This window comes from Shimia sp. MIT1388 (genome assembly GCF_047124445.1).
Taxonomy (GTDB): Bacteria; Pseudomonadota; Alphaproteobacteria; order Rhodobacterales; family Rhodobacteraceae; genus Shimia.
The window spans coordinates 712,340-731,926 of sequence record NZ_CP138921.1 but is presented as its reverse complement, the minus strand read 5'-3'; the positions used below and the strand labels follow the sequence as shown (position 1 = coordinate 731,926).

Annotated in this window: 22 protein-coding genes; 14 read left to right on the top strand and 8 right to left on the bottom strand. The window is 57.7% G+C overall.

All coding sequences use genetic code 11. The features are described 5' to 3' along the window. Positions 1-46 precede the first annotated feature (46 nt). From SIB92_RS03615 to SIB92_RS03605, 3 genes are read right to left on the bottom strand one after another with little or no spacing between them, the layout of a single operon-like run. A complete protein-coding gene (locus SIB92_RS03615; protein WP_412554530.1) occupies positions 47-613 on the bottom strand; it encodes a sarcosine oxidase subunit gamma in 567 nt (188 codons plus the stop codon). Continuing rightward, positions 606-3,620, bottom strand: coding sequence for a sarcosine oxidase subunit alpha family protein (locus SIB92_RS03610; RefSeq protein WP_412554529.1), 3,015 nt, complete (start codon positions 3,618-3,620; stop codon positions 606-608). The genes SIB92_RS03615 and SIB92_RS03610 overlap by 8 nt, the downstream gene beginning before the upstream one ends. Continuing rightward, positions 3,617-3,946 (bottom strand): sarcosine oxidase subunit delta, encoded by a 330-nt coding sequence (locus SIB92_RS03605; RefSeq protein WP_412554528.1) that lies wholly within the window; start codon positions 3,944-3,946, stop codon positions 3,617-3,619. Before SIB92_RS03605 ends, SIB92_RS03610 begins: the two co-directional genes overlap by 4 nt. Positions 3,947-3,993: 47 nt before the next feature. On the opposite strand from SIB92_RS03605, the gene SIB92_RS03600 reads away from it, so the two are divergent. Further along, the gene (locus SIB92_RS03600) at positions 3,994-4,143 is read left to right on the top strand and encodes a hypothetical protein (protein WP_412554527.1); all 150 of its coding nucleotides are present in this window, start codon (positions 3,994-3,996) and stop codon (positions 4,141-4,143) included. A 112-nt stretch (positions 4,144-4,255) separates the two neighbouring features. Here SIB92_RS03600 and SIB92_RS03595 read toward each other — a convergent pair whose 3' ends face one another. Together SIB92_RS03595 and SIB92_RS03590 are read right to left on the bottom strand one after the other, a co-directional pair. Beyond that, positions 4,256-4,543 carry a hypothetical protein gene (locus SIB92_RS03595; protein WP_412554526.1) on the bottom strand — a complete coding sequence of 96 codons (288 nt, stop codon included), beginning with the start codon at positions 4,541-4,543 and terminating at the stop codon, positions 4,256-4,258. Continuing rightward, positions 4,543-5,790, bottom strand: coding sequence for a sarcosine oxidase subunit beta family protein (locus SIB92_RS03590; RefSeq protein ID WP_412554525.1), 1,248 nt, complete (start codon positions 5,788-5,790; stop codon positions 4,543-4,545). Before SIB92_RS03590 ends, SIB92_RS03595 begins: the two co-directional genes overlap by 1 nt. A 177-nt stretch (positions 5,791-5,967) precedes the next feature. Here SIB92_RS03590 and ccmI point away from each other — a divergent pair, with 177 nt between their 5' ends. From ccmI to SIB92_RS03575, 3 genes are read left to right on the top strand one after another with little or no spacing between them, the layout of a single operon-like run. Continuing rightward, positions 5,968-7,206, top strand: a complete 1,239-nt coding sequence (ccmI, locus tag SIB92_RS03585; RefSeq protein ID WP_412554524.1) for a c-type cytochrome biogenesis protein CcmI — start codon at positions 5,968-5,970, stop codon at positions 7,204-7,206. Further along, the gene (gene ruvX / locus SIB92_RS03580; protein ID WP_412554523.1) at positions 7,203-7,685 is read left to right on the top strand and encodes a Holliday junction resolvase RuvX; all 483 of its coding nucleotides are present in this window, start codon (positions 7,203-7,205) and stop codon (positions 7,683-7,685) included. The genes ccmI and ruvX overlap by 4 nt, the downstream gene beginning before the upstream one ends. Then, positions 7,682-7,915 (top strand): DUF1289 domain-containing protein, encoded by a 234-nt coding sequence (locus tag SIB92_RS03575; RefSeq protein ID WP_412554522.1) that lies wholly within the window; start codon positions 7,682-7,684, stop codon positions 7,913-7,915. The genes ruvX and SIB92_RS03575 overlap by 4 nt, the downstream gene beginning before the upstream one ends. 69 nt (positions 7,916-7,984) lie before the next feature. Here SIB92_RS03575 and SIB92_RS03570 read toward each other — a convergent pair whose 3' ends face one another. The 3 genes from SIB92_RS03570 to dusA all read right to left on the bottom strand — a co-directional run bounded on the left by SIB92_RS03570 (position 7,985) and on the right by dusA (position 11,623). Continuing rightward, entirely contained in the window at positions 7,985-9,352 is a 1,368-nt protein-coding gene (locus SIB92_RS03570) for a calcium-binding protein (RefSeq protein ID WP_412554521.1), read from the bottom strand. Between the two features lie 372 nt (positions 9,353-9,724). After that, positions 9,725-10,552 carry a sulfite exporter TauE/SafE family protein gene (locus tag SIB92_RS03565; protein ID WP_412554520.1) on the bottom strand — a complete coding sequence of 276 codons (828 nt, stop codon included), beginning with the start codon at positions 10,550-10,552 and terminating at the stop codon, positions 9,725-9,727. Between the two features lie 78 nt (positions 10,553-10,630). Next, a complete protein-coding gene (gene dusA / locus SIB92_RS03560) occupies positions 10,631-11,623 on the bottom strand; it encodes a tRNA dihydrouridine(20/20a) synthase DusA (protein WP_412554519.1) in 993 nt (330 codons plus the stop codon). A gap of 417 nt (positions 11,624-12,040) precedes the next feature. On the opposite strand from dusA, the gene SIB92_RS03555 reads away from it, so the two are divergent. The 10 genes from SIB92_RS03555 (at position 12,041) to SIB92_RS03510 (ending at position 19,369) form a co-directional block, all read left to right on the top strand. After that, positions 12,041-12,748: a tyrosine-type recombinase/integrase gene (locus SIB92_RS03555; RefSeq protein WP_412554518.1), complete on the top strand. Its 708-nt coding sequence runs from the start codon at positions 12,041-12,043 to the stop codon at positions 12,746-12,748. A 313-nt stretch (positions 12,749-13,061) separates the two neighbouring features. Then, a complete protein-coding gene (locus tag SIB92_RS03550; protein WP_412554517.1) occupies positions 13,062-13,289 on the top strand; it encodes a helix-turn-helix domain-containing protein in 228 nt (75 codons plus the stop codon). Next, positions 13,282-13,632: a hypothetical protein gene (locus SIB92_RS03545; protein WP_412554516.1), complete on the top strand. Its 351-nt coding sequence runs from the start codon at positions 13,282-13,284 to the stop codon at positions 13,630-13,632. The genes SIB92_RS03550 and SIB92_RS03545 overlap by 8 nt, the downstream gene beginning before the upstream one ends. Positions 13,633-13,639: 7 nt before the next feature. Beyond that, complete coding sequence (locus SIB92_RS03540; protein WP_412554515.1) at positions 13,640-13,951, top strand: hypothetical protein; 312 nt, start codon at positions 13,640-13,642, stop codon at positions 13,949-13,951. A gap of 1 nt (position 13,952) precedes the next feature. After that, entirely contained in the window at positions 13,953-14,201 is a 249-nt protein-coding gene (locus tag SIB92_RS03535) for a hypothetical protein (protein ID WP_412554514.1), read from the top strand. Continuing rightward, the gene (locus tag SIB92_RS03530; RefSeq protein ID WP_412554513.1) at positions 14,198-14,680 is read left to right on the top strand and encodes a hypothetical protein; all 483 of its coding nucleotides are present in this window, start codon (positions 14,198-14,200) and stop codon (positions 14,678-14,680) included. The genes SIB92_RS03535 and SIB92_RS03530 overlap by 4 nt, the downstream gene beginning before the upstream one ends. Then, positions 14,677-15,408: a hypothetical protein gene (locus SIB92_RS03525; RefSeq protein ID WP_412554512.1), complete on the top strand. Its 732-nt coding sequence runs from the start codon at positions 14,677-14,679 to the stop codon at positions 15,406-15,408. The genes SIB92_RS03530 and SIB92_RS03525 overlap by 4 nt, the downstream gene beginning before the upstream one ends. Before the next feature lie 298 nt (positions 15,409-15,706). Next, positions 15,707-16,114, top strand: coding sequence for a hypothetical protein (locus SIB92_RS03520; protein ID WP_412554511.1), 408 nt, complete (start codon positions 15,707-15,709; stop codon positions 16,112-16,114). 1,164 nt (positions 16,115-17,278) lie between these two features. Beyond that, on the top strand, positions 17,279-17,695 hold the full coding sequence (locus tag SIB92_RS03515) for a P27 family phage terminase small subunit (RefSeq protein WP_412554510.1): 417 nt from the start codon (positions 17,279-17,281) through the stop codon (positions 17,693-17,695). Positions 17,696-17,701: 6 nt separating this feature from the next. Continuing rightward, positions 17,702-19,369, top strand: coding sequence for a terminase TerL endonuclease subunit (locus SIB92_RS03510; RefSeq protein WP_412554509.1), 1,668 nt, complete (start codon positions 17,702-17,704; stop codon positions 19,367-19,369). Positions 19,370-19,587 lie beyond the last annotated feature (218 nt).

The window sequence follows — 19,587 nt, the reverse complement described above, 5'->3', positions numbered from 1 at the left end:
AGCGCCATCTGGTTGGTATTCTTTGCAGTCTGGCAGAGACCGGCGCTTAGTGAAAGCCCACTTCGCCGCCCGGCTGCGCAGAGACCTTGAGCACATCAAAGACATACTGCGCCACAGAGCGGAAGCAGATGACTTCAAAGCTGCCATCCGCGTTACCCCACACTGCTGCCGGTACCTGCGCGATCCGGGAGCGGCGGATGTCACCGGAGCCAAAAGCGTCTTTGGCAAAATCCACCGGCGCCAGTTTGGCGAGCACATCTCGGCTGCTGTCGCCTGACAGGTGGAACACAGCGCGGGCATCCGACACGTTGGCCACCAGCGCATGCGTGCCTTTGAGAGCGTCGGTCATAGTGGCGACGGCCGCGTTGGCCGCATCATAGTCAACAACAACCAAGAGCTCGTCAGGCGACATCCACGCTACTGCGCCCTTGCCTCCAGAAGTCACCTTGCGCAGCCCAGGCATCTCCGCACCGGTTGCCGCTTTCACAGCTTCCGCCACCTCTTTAGACGCCAGATCGCCGCGCACTGTGATCATGCCGCGCAAGCCGGTTTCTTCGACCTTGGCAAAGCCTTCGAACGTTACGCCATCCAGGGCGCTCACAGCCTTAGACATTCTGCTTCTCCCCGTCTTTGTCATAAAACACCGGATCGACCACTTTGGCCTTCACTGTGCTGCCGTCCACTTTGTTGAACTCCACCACATCGCCCAGGCGTTTCATTCCGCCATGGATCAGGCCCATGGCGATGCCACGGTCTAGCGTTGGCGAATAGTAGGTCGAGGTCACACGCCCCTGCACGTTGCGTTGGCCGTTGGCGTTGGTGCCATGGTTCACGATGTAAGCCCCATCCGGAATGACGGAGCCGTCTTCGGTTTCGAAACCCGCCAATTTCCAGCGATCCTCAGAAGCCATGTGGTCGCGCATCTGTGCACGTTTGCCCAGGAAGTCTTCTTTCTTCTTGGAGATCGCCCACTGCATGTTGAGATCCTGTGGGATCACGGTGCCGTCGGTTTCGTCGCCAATCATGATGAAGCCCTTTTCGGCCCGCATCACGTGCAGCGCTTCAGTGCCGTACGGCATGATGTTGAACTCTTTGCCAGCCTCCAGCAGCGCATCCCAGAAGGCGCGGCCTTGGGAAGCTGGCACCGCGATTTCGTAAGACAGCTCGCCAGAGAAGGAAATGCGGTACGCGCGGGCGTCAAAGTCGCCGATCTTGCCGTCTTTCCATTCCATGAAGGCGAGGCCCTCTTTGGAGACATCCATCTCACCGCCGAGCTTCTCGATCACCTTTCGAGCATTTGGGCCGACCACAGCAATCTGCGCATATTGCTCGGTAACGTTGGCGGTGTAGACCTGCCAGTCCCACCATTCACATTGCAGCCAATCTTCCATCCAGCCGTGAATACGCTCGGCGCCGCCGGTGGTGGTGTGACACAGGAAGGTGTCCTCATCGATACGCGCCACAACGCCATCATCAATCAGGAAGCCGTTTTCGTTGCACATCAAGCCATAGCGGCATTTGCCAGGCTTCAGCGTCGACATCATGTTGGTGTACATCATGTCGAGGAATTTGCCCGCATCTGGACCTTTGACGATGATTTTACCAAGCGTGGACGCGTCCAGCAGACCGACGCTGTCGCGGGTTTGCCGGATTTCACGACTGACCGCGTCGGCGTGGCTTTCACTGCCGCGCGGGAAGCAATAGGGACGCCGCCAGTGGCCCACTGGTTCAAAGAACGCGTCATTGGCCTCGTGCCAGTCGTGGATTGGGGTGCGGCGCAGCGGTTGGAACACTTCGTCACGCGCTTCGCCCGCGATCGCGCCCATGGAGATCGGCGTGTACGGCGGACGGAAGGTTGTCGTACCCGTGGCCGGAATGGGCTGATTGAGCGCATCAGAAAGAACCGCCAAGCCGTTGATGTTACTCAACTTACCTTGATCCGTCGCCATACCCAGCGTGGTATAACGCTTGGTGTGCTCCACACTTTCGTAGCCTTCCTGCGCGGCCAGTTTGACGTCCGACACTTTCACGTCGTTCTGATAGTCCAGCCAGGCTTTCATGCGCAGTTTTGGCCCCGCGCCTTGCGGCATCAGCCAGCAGGCTTGCAGCAGCGCTTCGTCGTGCACCTCGCCTTTGGGCGCTTCAGCAGCTGAGACGGCAAAGCCAGCCGCCTCTGCCGCAGCTTTACCTGCTTTCAAACCATCTACCAGAACCTCATCCAGCTTGAGCGGGCCGCTGGCGGTGCCCGCTGTGGAGACAAATGGTTTGCCATCATGGCTGGTTGGCGCACGATCCGGATCGGGGCGGAAATGCGCCTGCGCCTCGTCCCAGATCAGCTTACCGCCACAGTGGGACCAAAGGTGCACCACCGGCGACCAGCCGCCGGACATAGCCACCGCATCACAGGCGATCTCTTCCAGCACGGCGCCCTCGCCCGCTTGGGCACAGATCGCCACGCCAGTCACGCGCTTGCCGCCTTTGACCTTGGCAATGCCTTTGCCGTTTTCCACGCGGAAACCCTGCTCCCGTGCGGCATCGGCCAGCGGGCCGCCACCGTTTGGACGAGAGTCCAAAATCACCGGCACATCGAGACCGTGGATCTTGAGTGTAAAGGCGGTGCGGTAGGCATCGTCGTTGTTGGCCACAACCACCACACGGTCACCGGAGCTCACGCCGTGGTTGACGATGTAGTCACGCATCGCACTCGCGAGCATCACGCCGGGGATGTCGTTACCTGCAAAGGACAGAGGACGTTCGATGGCGCCGGTCGCGGTCACAATCTGTTTGGCACGGATGCGCCACAGGCGGTGGCGTGGACCATCCAAAAGCGGCGCGTGGTCGGTCAGGCGCTCGTAGCCAAGGATGTAGCCGTGATCATAGACCCCTGCCCCCATCATGCGGCTGCGCAGCGTGACGTTGTCCATCGCCTCAAGCTCGGCCACGGTGGCGTCGATGAAGTCATCGACTTTCACGCCATCAACCTTGCCACCATCCACCGGTGCGCGGCCACCCCAATGGGCGGTTTGTTCCATCAGCAGCACTTTGGCACCGGCTTGGCCAGCGGCCTTGGCCGCCATCAGGCCAGCAACACCGCCGCCAACAACCACCACGTCAAAGAAGGCGTAGAAATGCTCATAGCGGTCCGCATCGCGGTCTTTGGGTGCTTTGCCCAAACCGGCCGAGTGCCGCACAATCGGTTCAAACACATGTTTCCACGCCGCTGCGGGGGCCATGAAAGTTTTGTAGTAGAACCCTGCTGGCAGAGCGCGGGCGGCGTAGTTGTTGACCACGCCCACGTCGAATTCCAGCGAAGGCCAGTGGTTCTGTGATGTGCAGGTCAGCCCGTCATAAAGCTCAGTGGTGGTGGCGCGTTGGTTGGGCTCAAACTTGCCGCCCTTGCCAAGGTTCATGAGCGCATTGGGCTCTTCCGCACCTGAGGCCACAACACCGCGTGGCCGGTGATATTTGAACGAACGGCCCATCAGCATCTGGTCGTTAGCCAACAATGCGGAGGCCAGCGTGTCGCCCTCAAAGCCAGTGAACTGCTTGCCGTTAAAGGAGAATGTCACCTGTTTGGATTTGTTCAACAGGCGCCCGCCGGTGGTCAGACGTGTGCTCATGAGAAGTCCCTCCACGACCAACCGGGTTGTTTGGCCGAGATCTTGTCTTTGATGTCTTGTGGCGGCTCCAGCGTCTGCGCGGAATAGGTGCCAAAAACCTCCAGCGTCATGGTGCAGCGCGCGGCGTGGAAGAATTTGCCGCAGCCCGATGCGTGCCGCCAGCGCTCAAAATGCACGCCTTTGGGGTTTTCGCGCATGAAGAGATAGCTCTCGAAGTCCGCGTCATCAGAACCTGGACCATAGCGTTTCAGATGGGCCTCACCTTCGGCGTGAAGCTCGGTTTCCTCGGCCCAGACGCCGCAATAGGGGCATTGAAGGGTTAGCATTGTGCGAACTCCTTGGAATTAACGGTTTGCGCGCTTAGGTTGAAGCCATGAAACCGATTTTTCAGATACTTCCAGCAGCTTTGCTGATTGTCGGAGCCTTTTACTTTGGCTGGCGTGGCACACGTCGCAAAGACAGCGGCAAACGCCAAGGCTCCCCACTGGACTATGATCGCAACTCCGGCAGTCATTGGGATTAGTCCATAGGAAAGGGTCGCGCCTGAACCTGGGTGGGTGCTGAAAGCGCCCTCCCGTGGGGAGGGTCGGGCACGGCCCGGCGTTGCCGGGCGAACGAGACTGAGAGGTCCAAAATTAATCATCAGATTTTGGGCCTCCCTTAACGTATTTAGGAACTTCTTGAGCAAACTCTTTTTCAGTCAGCCAAACTGTTTCCTTTGCGCCAAACTCGACCGCAACCTTGAACTTTCGAGTCTCTGCATCAAAGGCAAAGTCAATCGCATTGGTAAGTACTTCGGTACTTTCACCAGCCTGCGCCGCAGCTTTCAACTCTGGCCAAAACTCATCCCACGATAAGTTGGACGCCTTAAGTACAGAGGCGATACTCTGTGAAAAATAGACGTATTCCCATTCCGAGCCCATCAATGCGCTACCCCCGCCGCAACGCTCTCATCAATAAACCGGCCTTCGATAAATCGCTCCATGCCGAACTCAGCCGCCAACGGACCCGGCTCGCCTTTGGCGATCAACTCAGCCGTGGCCCAGCCGCCGCCCGGGATGGCTTTGAAGCCGCCGGTGCCCCAGCCTGCGTTGATGAAGCAGTTGCCCAGAGGCGTCTTGCCAATCACGGGTGAGCGGTCGCCGGTCACGTCCACGATGCCGCCCCATTGGCGCAACATTTTCAGACGGCTGACCATTGGGAATGTTTCACAAAGCGCGCGCACGGTTTCCTCGATGTGGTGGAAGCTGCCGCGTTGGGTGTAATTGTTAAACCCGTCGGTGCCGCCGCCAATCACCATCTCGCCTTTGTCGGACTGAGACATATACCCGTGCACGGTGTTGGCCATGACAACTACATCCATGCAAGGCTTAATCGGCTCAGACACCAGAGCTTGCAGTGCCACGGACTCCATCGGCAACCGGAAGCCCGCCATATTGGCCAACGCACCGGAGTTGCCAGCCACCACAAGGCCAAGCTTGTCACAGTCGATGGGGCCTTTGGTGGTGTCGACGCCAACGACATTGCCACCGTCAGATCGCACGCCAACCACCTCACATTTCTGGATAATATCCATACCCATGTCGGAACAGGCACGGGCATATCCCCAGGCCACCGCATCATGGCGACCGGTGCCGCCACGCGCCTGCCAGAGGCCGCCGAGCACGGGATAGCGCGGCCCGTCAATGTTGATGATCGGCACCAGCTCTTTCACACGCTCCGGCCCGATGAACTCTGTGGTCACACCCTGCAGCGCGTTGGCATGCGCGGTGCGCTGATAGCCGCGCACCTCATGTTCGGTCTGCGCCAGCATGATCACGCCACGCGGAGAGAACATCACATTGTAGTTCAGATCCTGCGACATGGTCTCATAAAGCGACCGCGCCTTTTCATAGAGCGCGGCGGAGCTGTCTTGCAGATAGTTTGACCGGATAATCGTGGTGTTGCGCCCGGTATTGCCGCCGCCAAGCCAACCCTTTTCGATGATCGCGACATTGGTGATGCCAAAATTCTTGCCCAGGTAAAATGCAGTGGCGAGACCGTGGCCGCCGGCGCCCACGATGATCACATCGTATTTCTTCTTGGGTTCCGGAGAGCGCCACGCGCGTTCCCAGCCCGAGTGGTAGCGGGCGGCTTCGCGGGCGATGGCAAAGGCTGAATATCTTCTCATGAGCGTGATTCCGAATAGGAGGCAACTTCTCCCAGTTTATGAACTTTTTGCTAAGTCGGTCACGGTGGTTAAAGCGCCTATTTGCGGACCGGTTGCGACATGTCGCGTCAGAATGCTGATTTTGCTTTCAGCCGCCTGCCAGCGGCACTACATGTGGTCCAGCACTTAGGAGGCCACATGATTTTCTGGATTGTTGCAGCTGCCCTAGCCCTCGTGACCGCTGGCTTGTTTGCGCTCGCATTGACACGTCGCGCTGAGGATGAGGACCACCCCGCCGCCTATGATTTGCGGGTCTATCGCGACCAGCTCAAAGAGGTCGACAAGGACTTGGCCCGAGGCGTGATTGGTGAAGAAGACGCCGCACGCATGAAGACCGAGATTTCCCGGCGCATTCTGGCCGCTGACGCGCAGATGCAAAAGGCGGAAAGCGGCACAGCCGGCAAGGGCAAGCAATCTGTTGTGGTGGCGGTGGCCTTGGGGCTCGTCGTTTTGGGCGGTAGCTTTGGGCTCTACTACAAACTTGGCGCACCGGGCTATCGCGATATGCCACTGCAAGAACGCGCAGCCGAGGCGCAGGCCCGCCGCGACAATCGCGATGCACAGGCCGTGGCCGAAACCAAAGTGCCCGCCCGCCCTGCGGCGGAAGCCGGCGACGAATTCCTGGAGCTGATGGCCAAACTGCGTGCGGCTGTGGAAGAGAACCCTGAGGACCTGCGGGGCCAAGAGCTGCTGGCGCGTAATGAGGCCAATCTGGGCAACATGCCAGCCGCCTATGCCGCGCAAGCCAAAGTTATCGAGATCAAGGGCGACGAAGCGACTGCAGGCGACTATGTGCTGCACGCCAACTTGCTGATCACCGCAGCGGGCGACTATGTCTCTCCTGAGGCCGAAGCCAGCCTGAAAAAGGCGTTGGAGCTCGACCCATTCAACAATCTGGCGCGCTATTACTTGGGCTTGATGATGTGGCAAACCGGCCGTCCGGACGCGACCTTCCGCATCTGGGATCAGGTGCTGCGCCAAAGCCCCAATGACGCGCCCTGGGTGCCGTCCATTCGTGCCACCATCACCGAATTGGCCTGGTACGCGGGCATTGACTACAAAATGCCCGCGCCGGTGCCTGCGCACACAGCAGACGGACTGTCCGGCCCTTCAGCCGAAGACATGGAAGCGGCGGGCGAACTGTCGGTTGAGGACCGTCAGGCAATGATCCAGGGCATGGTGGACCAGCTCTCTGATCGTTTGGCAACCGAAGGCGGCACCCCGCAGGAATGGGCGCGACTGATCGGTGCTTACGGCGTTCTTGGCAATTCGGAACGCGCGCAGGCGATTTGGGACGAGGCACAGCAGGTGTTTGCACAGGCACCAGACGCGCTTGAGATTGTACGTGCGGGCGCGGTGCAGGCAGGTCTGGAATGAGCGAGATTTACCAAAGCATCGAAGAAATGGCCCCGCACTTGCCGCCAATGCAGGCGCTGATGGGGTTGGATCTCGGCACCAAGACCATTGGTGTGGCAGTCAGCGACAGCTTCCGCTCTGTTGCTACGCCGATTGAAACCGTGAAGCGCAAGAAATTTGGTGTGGATGCGCAGCGGCTCATCGAGATCATCCAGGACCGCAACATCGGCGGGATCATCCTTGGGTTGCCGATGAACATGGACGGCAGCGAAGGTCCACGCGCGCAATCCACCCGCGCCTTTGCCCGCAACCTGTCCGCCTTGGTTGAGGCGCCCATCGGCTTTTGGGACGAGCGTTTGTCCACTGTCGCAGCTGAAAGAGCGCTTTTGGAGGCGGATACGTCACGCAAGCGTCGCGCAGAGGTGATCGACCATGTGGCCGCGTCCTATATCCTGCAAGGAGTGCTGGACCGTCTGAACCATCTTGGGAGCGCATCGTGAGCAAAGACACCGTGTGGAAACGCGCCGAAGTGGAAAGCCCCTGTATTCAAGTATGCGTTGTGCATCCCGAAGAGCGGATCTGCACCGGATGCTTGCGCACGATTGATGAAATCACCCGCTGGTCCAAGATGCCGCCGGAAGAACGCAGCGAGATCATGCAAGAGCTGCCCACCCGCGCGCCGCGATTGAAGAAACGTCGAGGCGGCAGGACCGCGCGCCTGAAACGCTAAATCCAGACACCAGCCCAAACAAAAAGCGCGCCCGAATGAGCGCGCTTTTCTCGTTTCTAAACTGTAGCTTTAGACTGTGGGCTCTGCATAAGCAGGGACTGGATCCGTGGTAACAGCACTTTCCACCACGTCCGTTTCCACAACCGACACATTGGCCGGTGTCATGCCCGCGCCAAAGACGGTGGCGACCGGGACGCCGTCATAAGAGACCGTGAACCAGCCTTCGCCTGCATCCGCATCGGCATCAACAGTCACCGCGCCTGTGCCCTCGCCTTCCGGCACCAACAGTGCAAAGACGTCTTCAGCCACGTCAAAGTCTTCGATCACAGGCAGGTTGTCCGCATCCACCCAAGTCCCGGAGGCAAAGGTGTCGACGCCCGCGCCGCCTTCGGCAACATCGCCGGAGCCGAGGACAAAGGTGTCGTTGCCGTCACCGCCGCGCATGGTGTCTGCGTCCAGCACATCACTGGCTGCGATCGACTCGTCGTCAGAGCCATCTTCCACGCCAACAAAAACGTCATCGCCAAGGCCACCTTCCATGCTGTCCTCGCCAACACCACCAATCAGTGTGTCGTTGCCGCGACCACCCAGAAGCGTATCCGCGCCTGCGCCACCGTTGAGGCTGTCGTCAGAGGTCTGACCAGAGAGGTGGTCGTCGCCCTCGCCGCCTTCCAGCGTGTCATCGCTGTTGCCGCCCCAAAGCGAGTCATTGCCTTCGCCACCGATCAGGCTGTCGTTGCCGTCACCACCCAGCAGGCTGTCATCCCCTTCGCCGCCATCCAGCGTGTCGTTGCCGTCTTCGCCAGAAAGAGCGTCGTTGCCCAAACCGCCGGACAAGGAATCAAGGCCCAGACCACCCAAAAGGCTGTCGTCGTCGTCGCCGCCATCGAGGGTGTCATCCCCCCAACCGCCCAACAACGTGTCCGCGCCTGCATCGCCGGTCAGGCTGTCATCGGACGTGCCGCCGCCCACCAGGTCATCGCCAGCGCCACCAGTGAGGGTGTCCGCGTCGTTGCCGCCGGAGATCTTGTCATTCCCCTCGCCGCCATCAATCGCATCTTCACCGTCGCCACCAATAATGGTGTCATCTCCGCCAAGGCCTGAAACCACATCATTGCCGGCATCTGCAGAAATCCGTTCGCGATCCTCCGTCCCATCCAGAGTGTCATCAGCCGCCGTGCCAACGATGGGATCGCCGTCAACAGGAGTTTCGGCCGGACCTCCGGTCACGTCCCCGCCATCTGTGGTCGTCCCGCCACCATCAGTTGTTGTTGGGGTTCCGCCATCAGTTGTAGTGTCACCACCGCTTGTGGTTGGATCACCGGTCGTCGGATCGTCGTTGGTTTCCGGCTCCGTGCTATCGTCGTCATCATCCGTAATTTCGTAGATCAACGCGCCGCCGAGGACCGCAAGGCCCAAAATCCAAAGTAACTGCATCGCTTTACACCCTTGGTCCAAATAGAATTTTCAAAAGTTTACCGAGAAATTCGTTGAAAATTAAGGGGACATTTTGCAGCGATGCCAAGATCGAAACAATGCACCGCCAAGGGCCATAGCGTTTCCGCCCTCGCAACGAAACATAGGGTATCACCTACTTTTCATCGGCCGCCATGCGACTTTAACGTCACGCACCGACACCCAAAACACGCGTGAGTGGTAGTAGGCAAATTGAAAAACCGCGCCAGGCAAATCCTCTCAGCGGGTCAAACACAAACCCCACGCAAGGTCGATTCGTGCCTTTTATAGACTTAAAGCGCCAGCACCCGGAGTGCGGTTACCCTGACCATGTGGTTATGAAACAATCGCCTTTTACAGCCCTGCCGCCTTACGCAGCATGTTCAGCGCCACCAACGTCAAAAACACCGCAAACACCCGCTTGAGCGGCTTGGGATCCATCGCATGGGCCAGCTTGACCCCCAAAGGCGCGGTCAGAAGCGTCATGGCAATGATCAGGCCAAAGGCCACCATATTGACCGCCCCAACTGTGAACGGCGGACGGGTCGCCGGATCAATTTCCATAAACAGAAAACCAATCACCGCAGGCACGGCGATGGTCACACCAAAGCCTGCGGCGGTCGCCACGGCGCGGTGAATGGGCACATTAAACAGCGTCATCAACGGCACGCCAAAGCTGCCCCCGCCAATGCCCATCAGCACCGAAAGGAACCCCACACAGGGGCTGACAATCAATCGTGGCAAACCGGTTGGCATCGCCTGCCCCAACCGCCAATGCGCCTTGCCAAAGCCCATGTAGGCGCCAATCACCAGCGCCAGACAGCCAAAGACAATTTGTAGCGTCACGGAGCGCAGATTGGCCGCCACCAGCACGCCAATGAAAGCGCCCACAACAATGCCCGGCGCCCAGGTGCGCAGGATGTCCCAGTCCACCGCGCCCTTTTTGTTATGGCTTGCCACAGAACGCAGCGATGTCACGATGATGGTCGCCAGCGAGGTCGCCAGACACACCTGCATCAACTGTGGCCCATCGTAGCCAAGCACCTGAAACGCATAGAAAAACGCTGGCACCAGAACGATGCCGCCACCGACGCCGAGCAGGCCGGCCAGCACGCCGGCAACCCCACCGATCACCAGCAACAACAGCAGCATTTGAATAAGCAAGGCAGGATCGTGGGCCATCAGTCTCTCCGGGGTCGCGCGTTGCGCCGAGATAAAGCCCAAATCCTGTCGGTGCGCAAGCAACCTCGGTGCGGCGCGTCAGGCCGCCGCTTGAGTGACGTTTTCCAGGGCCGCCAAAACGGTATCCGGCCCTGCCCCCGGCTTGGTCGCATGTTCCGACAGATACCGCCGCCAGGCCCGCGCCCCGGGTTTGCCCGCAAACAGCCCCAGCATATGCCGCGTGACCTGATTGAGCTTGCCCCCCTTGGTGAGATGCGCCTCGATATAAGGCAGCATATGCTGTACCACCTGCACCGGATCACTGTCAGTTCCAGCGCCGTAAATCTCACGATCCGCGGTGCTGAGCACATCGGTGGGGTTGTGGTAGGCGGCCCGGCCAATCATCACCCCATCCATGCCTTCGGCGAGGTGCGCTTTGACCTCTTCCAAAGTGCTGACGCCGCCGTTGATCGACAGATGCAACTCCGGAAAATCCCGCTTCATCTGATAAACCAGCGGATAGTCCAAAGGTGGGATATCACGGTTTTCCTTGGGGCTCAGCCCTTGCAACCACGCTTTACGCGCATGGATGGAAATTCGTTTAATGCCAGCACCTTGCATCTTACTTACAAAGTCAGGCAACACCTCTTTGGGTTCCTGATCATCCACCCCGATCCGGCACTTGACGGTGACCTCGACATCTGTGGCGCCCTGCATGGCCCGCACACAGTCCGCAACCAACTCCGGTGTTTTCATCAACACCGCGCCAAAAGTGCCAGACTGTACCCGATCCGACGGGCACCCCACGTTGAGGTTGATCTCGTCATAGCCCGCAGCTGCGCCCAATTTCGTGGCCGCGGCCAACTCCTCCGGGTCACTGCCGCCAAGTTGCAAAGCGACCGGGTGCTCTTCGGTATTGTAATCCAGCAGATGCACCGCCCCGCCCCGCACCAGCGCGGGCGCTGTGACCATCTCAGTATAAAGCAAGGTGTCCCGCGACAGCAGCCGATGCAGATAGCGACAATGCCGATCTGTCCAATCCATCATAGGTGCAACGGATAGCTTTGCGTTATATTTCAATGATTTAGACATGGATATTGCACCGATTTTTGGCCAAAGTGCACCGATTTTGCACTGGAAATACACCGAAACAGGGGTATATCAGTGAGAGAGAGAGCAACCGAAAGTGCACCGATGGCAACAATTTTCAAAACCCCTAGCGGCAAGTGGCGTGCGCAAGTGCGCAAAAACGGCATACGCAAAAACAAGGCTTTTGCACGCAAGAGCGATGCACAGGCATGGGCCGTTGATATTGAACGCGCGATTGAAGGCGGTGGCACCACTGGCACAATCCAACCGCCAAAGTCAATGACGCTGGCTGACGTGATCGACGCCTATCTAAGATCCGTCCAATTGGGCAAGACGGCGCGTGTGAACCTAACACGTGTTAGTGACCGCATTGGCACCACGCCTGTGACTGCGCTGGACGCCATTGTTCTGCGGCGGTTCGTGGAAAGCCGCAAAGCGGACGGTGTGCAGGGTTCCACGCTTTCACATGATTTGTCCAACTTGAGTAGCTGCCTCAAGTGGGCGCGTGTGGTCAAAAACTTGGACATTAACCCCAACTTGGCCAAAGAGGCCCGCCAATCACTGACGGCGGAGCGGATAGACACGCGCAGCAAAGAGCGCAACCGCATTCCTACGGATGATGAATTGCGCCGCCTCTGCACCTTCTTTGCAGAGAATGACCGTCAGCAAATCCCAATGGACGTGCTGGTGGAATTTGGAGCGTCCAGCGCAATGCGTCTGTCTGAGATTTGCCGCATCCAAATTGAAGATGTGAATTGGAATGAGCAGTCGGTTTTGATCCGTGAGCGGAAAGACCCCCAACGCAAAGCCCGCAACAACCAAGTTGTGCCGCTCATAAATGGGTCCATGGACCTTGTGCGCCGCGCGGTAGGTGACCGAACTGAGGGCCGAATATTTCCCTTCAATCCTAGGTCTGCAAGTGCCTCCTTTTCACGCGCCTGCAAAAAATTGGGCATTGTTGACCTTCATTTTCACGATTTGCGTCATGGTGCTTTGACCCGATTGGCCCGCCTGCAAATGCCGGTACCGCACATGGCCGTGGTGAGCGGTCATAAAGACTACAAGCATCTGCAACGCTACGTGCAATTAGGTGCTGAGGACGTGCACGATTTTCTAAACAAGGCTTAGGCCACCCGCCTGCCCTCTCCGAACAACGCGGCCCAGTGCCGCGTTTTTTGTTTCCGTTCGATTCGTTCCGCCCGCCAAAATCATGCCAGACGGGATGCTTGTGCCACTTAAGCAACTATAGGACGTGCACATTATGCATCGTATGAGACGTATGCACAGCATGCACAGCATGCACATTAAATAACTGAAAAAACTGTATTTTTTGGGTTGCGGCAAATATTCCCGTTTGCCCTAATGCTCCCTGCACCCTCACCGCAGGGACGCACAGCAATTGACAGATTAACCCGCGAAACAAACGACAGGAGGCATTCTGTTGACCAATAGTGATGACCTAAAACCACCACGTGTCGCCGCAGGTGACCGCATGTTGGACAGTGCCGCCGCCGCAGAGTTTTTGGGGGTGACCACAACCACGATGCACAATTGGCGCAGGCAAGGCACCGGCCCTGCCCATGTCCGCCATGGAACATACATCCGCTATTACATGAGTGACTTGGTGCAGTTTGTGACCCCCAACCATGGGGGGCAAACCAATGGCTGAACAACGCCCGACCGCTCTACAAATCACAGCCAGTTCTGAAATCGCTCAAGCACTGGACACACTCGTAGACCGCCTGCCCTCGCCCCCATTGCCAGCAAGCGCTCAGGCCCTCCTAGACGCCCACGGCCTAATCCGTGAGCAGGACGTGGCCGCGCTCAAACATGAGGCGCTGGCCACCACGCAAACCAACCGAAAACGCGGGCGTATGCCCCGTCACCACCGTTGGGGGCAACTCGTTTGCTACCGCAAGGCTGACATTGCGGCACAAATCACGGCTGAGGGGCACGGCGGCACAGCCAATGAAGCCCACCGGCAAGCCGTCCACGACATTTTGAACCTGTGAGGCCAGCATGACCACCGCCACCCTTTCACCTGAGCTGGAATTACAGCTTAGTCAGCTTATTGCCGCCCTTGGGCAGCAGTCCGGCAATACCGCCGCCGCACACATGCTGATTGAAAACCGGCTGATTTCAGAGGCGGACGTGAGTGAGCTGCGCCGTGAAAGGCCAATAACAACCCGCAACAACCGAATAGCGGGCAAAATGCCCCCACATTACCGGTGGGGCGGCCTGATTTGTTACCGATGGGATGACATTGCCAGCGTTATCACCGCAGAGCTGGTAGAGAATGCCGCCCACCGTCGCAAGCGCACGGGGGGTTAGAATGATCCAAGAGGACCACGCCCGCCTCATGGCCTATAGCCTACAGGCCGCAAACGGCTCAGAGGAAGCCCTGACCGCTTTTCTCCAAGTCGCATTACAACTGCCACCCAATGAGCGCATGTGGGCGGTGTTCAAATTCCTGTGGCCCGACCTTCAACGCCGCGCCGCACAGGCGTCCACGGTATCCGACGTGGTGGCGGTTTTCGAGCTGGTGCACCGGATCATGGTGCCACTGGAGGCGCAGGCATGACCACAGCAATCCGCAGAAACATCCGTGTGGAAAAGGGTGACTTGATCACCCGATTTAAGCCGCACTTTGTCACCGCATCCGACGCCTTGCGCCGCTTTGACTTGGACAGGCCGCACCTATCAGACGGAACCAAAACCACGCGTTTGGGCGAGGTTGTCCGAGAGTTGGACAAGGGCATGAAACCCTTTTTAGGCATGATCACCGCCGCCGGTGTTGAAACCATTGGCGTGCGCCAGTTTGCCCGCCAAATGCCGCCTGATCCGTCACCCGCCAGACTTGCCGCCGATCCGCTGATCCTGTGCGCCGACCTTTGGCAATGGATCACCAAAGAGTTGGCCAGCGGGGACGCTCCCACAAATCTGGGCGCGCTAATTTGGGCGCTTGCCTTGGCCTTAGAGCGATGGGTGCAAACCGTGAACCCAACCGCGTGGCACGCCATGAACCAATCCAACCAACCGATAGGAGAGCAAACCCAATGACTGATACCATCACAGAAATCCTACCGCACAAGGCAAATCACGAACTCTCGCTATCAGGCGTTCCCGCACCAGAGCGCCCGTATGAGGTGCGATGGGCCAGCGGCAAAGTGTCCTGCGAAGTACCCGCAAACATACCTGAAGAAGTGCTTTTGGCCTTTGTTGAGTGGTTGCGGCAGGAAGGTGACAGAATGCGCGCAAAAGCCGCCAAAATGACGGCCCGCATTGACCAAATTGAGGCCACCAAACTTTCTCCTTTGAATGATCCGCCCGCTATGTGTTCTGCGATGATGAAAGACTTCAACGCAGCACAAAGCAGCATGGAAGCTGCGGAGATTGCAGAAAACGACAAGGGTCTGGGTTGCCCTGAAGCGGAGGCCCATTTTGACGCATTCGTCGCGCACATTGATGCAGCCATGGCCCCAATCGCGCGCATTCTGGAGGCGTCCGGCGCAGACCCTATCAAAAACCGGTTTTTCGAGATCAAAAAAATCGGAGAAATGAGTGACTTGGAGCGACAAACAGCATCGCTTTTCATGGCAACAGAGGTCTGGCGAATGCTTGCTCAGAACGCCGAGTTTCAAAGCGCGATGGAGGATTGGAAGCCCCTGCTTAACGCAATGGCTATCACAGTGTTGAACTGGCTTGCGCTATGCCCCGGTGCTGTATGGCAGCAGCTTGTTCTTGCTGATCTGCTACGGGTCGCAGAGGGGAGCGTTGACGGCCCGTAAGCAGACTGTGCGTGAATTACAACCGAAAAGGTAAAAGCCGCGCGGTCCAACCACCGCGCGGCACTCCAACCACAAACCCACTTGGAAATCCGCACTGGATCGAATGAAGGCATGCAAGCGGGCATGATGCTAGCGCGCCCCGCCTTTCTGATCAACCGCAGCGCCTTACAGAAAGGCTTAAAGCTCAATGTCACAGCGTTGTTTAACCGCTTTTGTGAGTTGGCGAGGCACCGGCCTAACAAACGCGCAGAAACATGTAGTTTGGGCTATTGCTTTCAGTCTGCCGCGCGAGGTGGATGTGGGCGAATTGGGTCCTCTCACTATTTCCCAATTGGCTAAGGTTTTGGAGGTAACGCCGCAGGTGGCAGGCAAACACGTGCGGCGCATCCATAAACAGGGATATTTATTGCGCGGAGATGGCCTCCTTGGCCTGCCGGACCTGTCAAATCTGACGGAACAGCAAGTAGATCTGCCGCCCCCAAAAACCGTAAGTGCGGCGGAACCGGCGCGGGACGCTTGGAAAAATGCTGCCACGATTGCAACGGTGGGGCTTGAATGGGACCATCCAGATAGGGGGGGGCGAAAACCTGCCTCTGATTTCCCCGCCGCAGCTCGCGCAGCAGGCCGTTTTGACCTTGCCGCCGAGGTTGAAGCGGCGCTCCGAAATGACGCCGCGAAGGACTATGGCGATGAGTGGGTATTTTGAAGAATGCAGCCCGTCCCTGGAACCCGGTGGGTTCTCGCCATGGAACCCTGTGGGTTCTATCGCATGGAACCCGGTGGGTTCTATCAATGGAACCCTGTGGGTTCTAAAGTGCAACCCTGTGGGTTCTATCACTTATAAGAGCAGATACACATACGCGGCTTTGGCCCGCCAAAGACAAAGCGGCGTATGTGTTCAGACACTTTCAAAGCAGAGTTAAATCGCGCCTCTTGAAACGCACTTAGTCGGCACTGCCGTCCAACTTGGATGGCAAGACGCGCGCTGACCCAATATTCCCACGGAGGTGGGTGCGGAGGCCTCATATTCCCACGGAGGTAAGTGCGGACACTTGAGCGTTTTGTGCGATTGGCAAGGTGCGATAACTTTGGAGCTAGCCCCTATGTGGGCAACAACAGCCCGACCGGTAGCGCAGTGGTAAACTGCAAAGGTGAAGGGGGCAAGCAGCGAAAGAATAGCCAATGAAACGCCGGTACGATGAACGCAATCTTGCGCCACATGTTCAAATCAGAAAGCGTTGGTATCGATCGCGCCGCTGGCGCAAACTGCGGGCAGAAATTTTGTCCAACAACCCGATCTGCTCAGTTTGCTATGTCGCGCCTGCAACTTGTGTTGATCACATTCGCCATACCAAAGACAATCAATTGTTCTGGGTCCGTTCCAATCTCCGTTCAAGCTGCGGGCCATGTAACTCCAAGCGCGGCGCAATTGATCGCCATGCAAGGGAAAAACGGGAACGGATGTTGGCTTTAGGGGGCGGGGAGGTCGAAACATCAATTGGCGGTTGCATACCGCACGGGGGGAGCAAGGCGCGACACACAGCGGGCAATAATCCCGATCCCAAAATCATGGAGCTTTTCGCACGGTCCAAAAAGCAGGCAGATATGCCCCCCAAATAGCTCCAAACAACCGATTTTAGCACGCTCTAGGCATCGCTGGCGGTTTCGGTGTCCCGGCCACCTAAGCGCTGTCAAAGCGATGTCAGGGCGGTTTCAGCCCCCCGCTATTTCCGTTTTTCGTAGCTTACCGCTACCAAATTGATACCATGGCGGCGTGACGGCGCTTTCCGCGCACCTGCCCTGCCCGGCACGCACTTCCAACCGAAATCGTAAGATTGCGCCGCATTTGTGCGGCCAAGGGAGCCTTGCCATGCCTATCACCCGCACCGATGAAAAGACCCGTATCACGACGCTGCAAACCGTTTCAGAGTCAAAGCACCGCGCGCCGCCGCCCCTGCCACCGTCGCTGCCGCAGAGCTACGAAAGGGAATGGAATGCGATCATCACGCACATGCAGGATCAAGGAATATGGGTGCCGCAGAAAAGTGGGCTGGTGGAAGCGTATTTGTTCAACATGATGGCGGCGCGCCAAGCGCAAGACTCAATCAAAGAGCACGGCGCGCTGTTTTCAAACGGTCGCCAAAACCCCGCAAGTGCAGTGCTTGTCCGGCACTCTGCAAGCCTGAACAAAATTTGCGAACAATTGGGATTGGGAAAAGGCAAGGTTGCCGCGCCGGCAACGCCCGCCGAAAGCGCAGAGCCGAAATCGAGCAACTGGGGTTTGTAGGCGGGCATGCAGCCGAAATACATCCGCCCAACCACCACGGCCAATCCCCTCTGGATGCACGCGCCCGACGCACAAAGCCTTGTGCCGGTATTGCTGCAGAACGCCGAGCTTGCCGACAAATTCATTCACCTCTGCGGAAAATTTCGCATGACGCAGGGTCAAGTCGCTGGCCTACGGTTGGAGGAATGCTGGTTGCCTTGGCAAAAGGACGCGTTGCGCGCCAGCTTCCAAGTGCGAAACTCACTTTGGATTTTAGGGAAAGGCAGCGGCAAGTCGGTTTCAATCGCCGCGTTTGCCTTGGGGTTCGTGATGCTGTCCGCCAACCTCAAGATAAACACTCGCGGTCTGGTTGCGGTGGTTGCTCCGACAATTCAAACTGCAAGGATTGTCTTTGATCACGTTTTGGAGGCTGTTCTAAGCGATGAAGAATTGCGCCCCATGTTTCGGACAAATGCGCAAAGCCGCAGCCTGATCCACGACGCCACCGGCATGACAATCCAAATCCTAAGCTGCGACATGCAAAGCGCCGTTGGAAAACGTCCTAACGTGCTGATTTTGGACGAAACTCACGAACTGGCCAACATAAGCGCCGCCCCCGCCGTTGTGCATCAATTGCGCCTAGGCGGCGCAAATTGGGGATCATCATTTAAGATGTTGTCGATCTCGACAATGCCGGTTTTGGCACCAAAAGGCGAATTTAAACGCCAGTTGAACTATGCGAAATCAGTGCGTGACGGCACCATAAAGGACGATGATTTTTTGCCGCTTTTGTTTACGTTCCCAATGAGCGAAAGACCCGACCTTGATCCGCTTGACCACAATCATTGGTGGCGTGGCATGCCCTCGCTCAGAACCGATTTTCAGCAAGGCACAATGGATGCGGATGAACTGCGCAGAGAGCTTGCGGAGGCCAGCGAAAGTGACGATTTGGAGAGCTTTAGCCTGACACTCAGTCAGCGGCTTGGGATTGAGCGAAACGAAAACCTAGAGAACGCCGAAACCGTTCTGCATGCCGAATGGAAAAACTGCGCCAAAGGCACCCCGGTGCAAACCAGTTATTGCGCCGTTGGGGTTGATGCAGGCGGGGTTGATGATCCGATGGCCGTTGCAATTGCGCGCCGCCCGCAGGGCAATGCCCAAGCACTGCAATTCCACATTCACCAGTTTCTGACCACAGCGGGTTTTGAGCGGGCAACATCATCCATGCAGGAAGTTTACGAGGAAGCGCAGGCCAGCAAAACGCTGCACATCTTTGATCGCGTGGAGCAATGCGACGATGCAGTTTTTGACCTGATCACTCAGGCACAGCCTGACCACGTTGGCGGCGATGAACATGGACGCGCCGGATTTACCGCGCGATTGCGGGAGGTCACAGGCCGCGAATTTATCAGCGTGCCGCAAAACTGGCAGCTATCGGCTGCGCTTGCCTCTCTGGAAAGCCGCCTGCTTGACGGCGCTATTCAGCACAACGGTTGTCCCCTTGTAGCCTCAAACGTGGAAAACCTATTGGTTGAAGAATTGGCCAGTGGAAACCGCAGACTAAAGAAGCGTGATAACCTATTGAGTGGACAGGGTTATATGAAAATTGACGGCATAATTGCTGCAATCAACGCCGTCAGCATAGTAGATAACTATGGATCGCAAGCCTTTGATCCATATGCCTTAATTGGGTGACGCCCCACGCTGTCAATCCAACAGAGAGAGGCGAAAGCAATTTTTGCCCCGTAAGTATCTGGTAGGTAAATTAAAAAGAGCAGCCCGCCCGCCGATGAGAGAGGGCGGGCCATCGTACACCCATGATTAAGTATCCCTTTAAAGGGAGGCCAACCCCTGAAAGCCAGCCGATGTACGTGCGACAACGATTATATGGCAAAGCAAATAAATTCTACTAA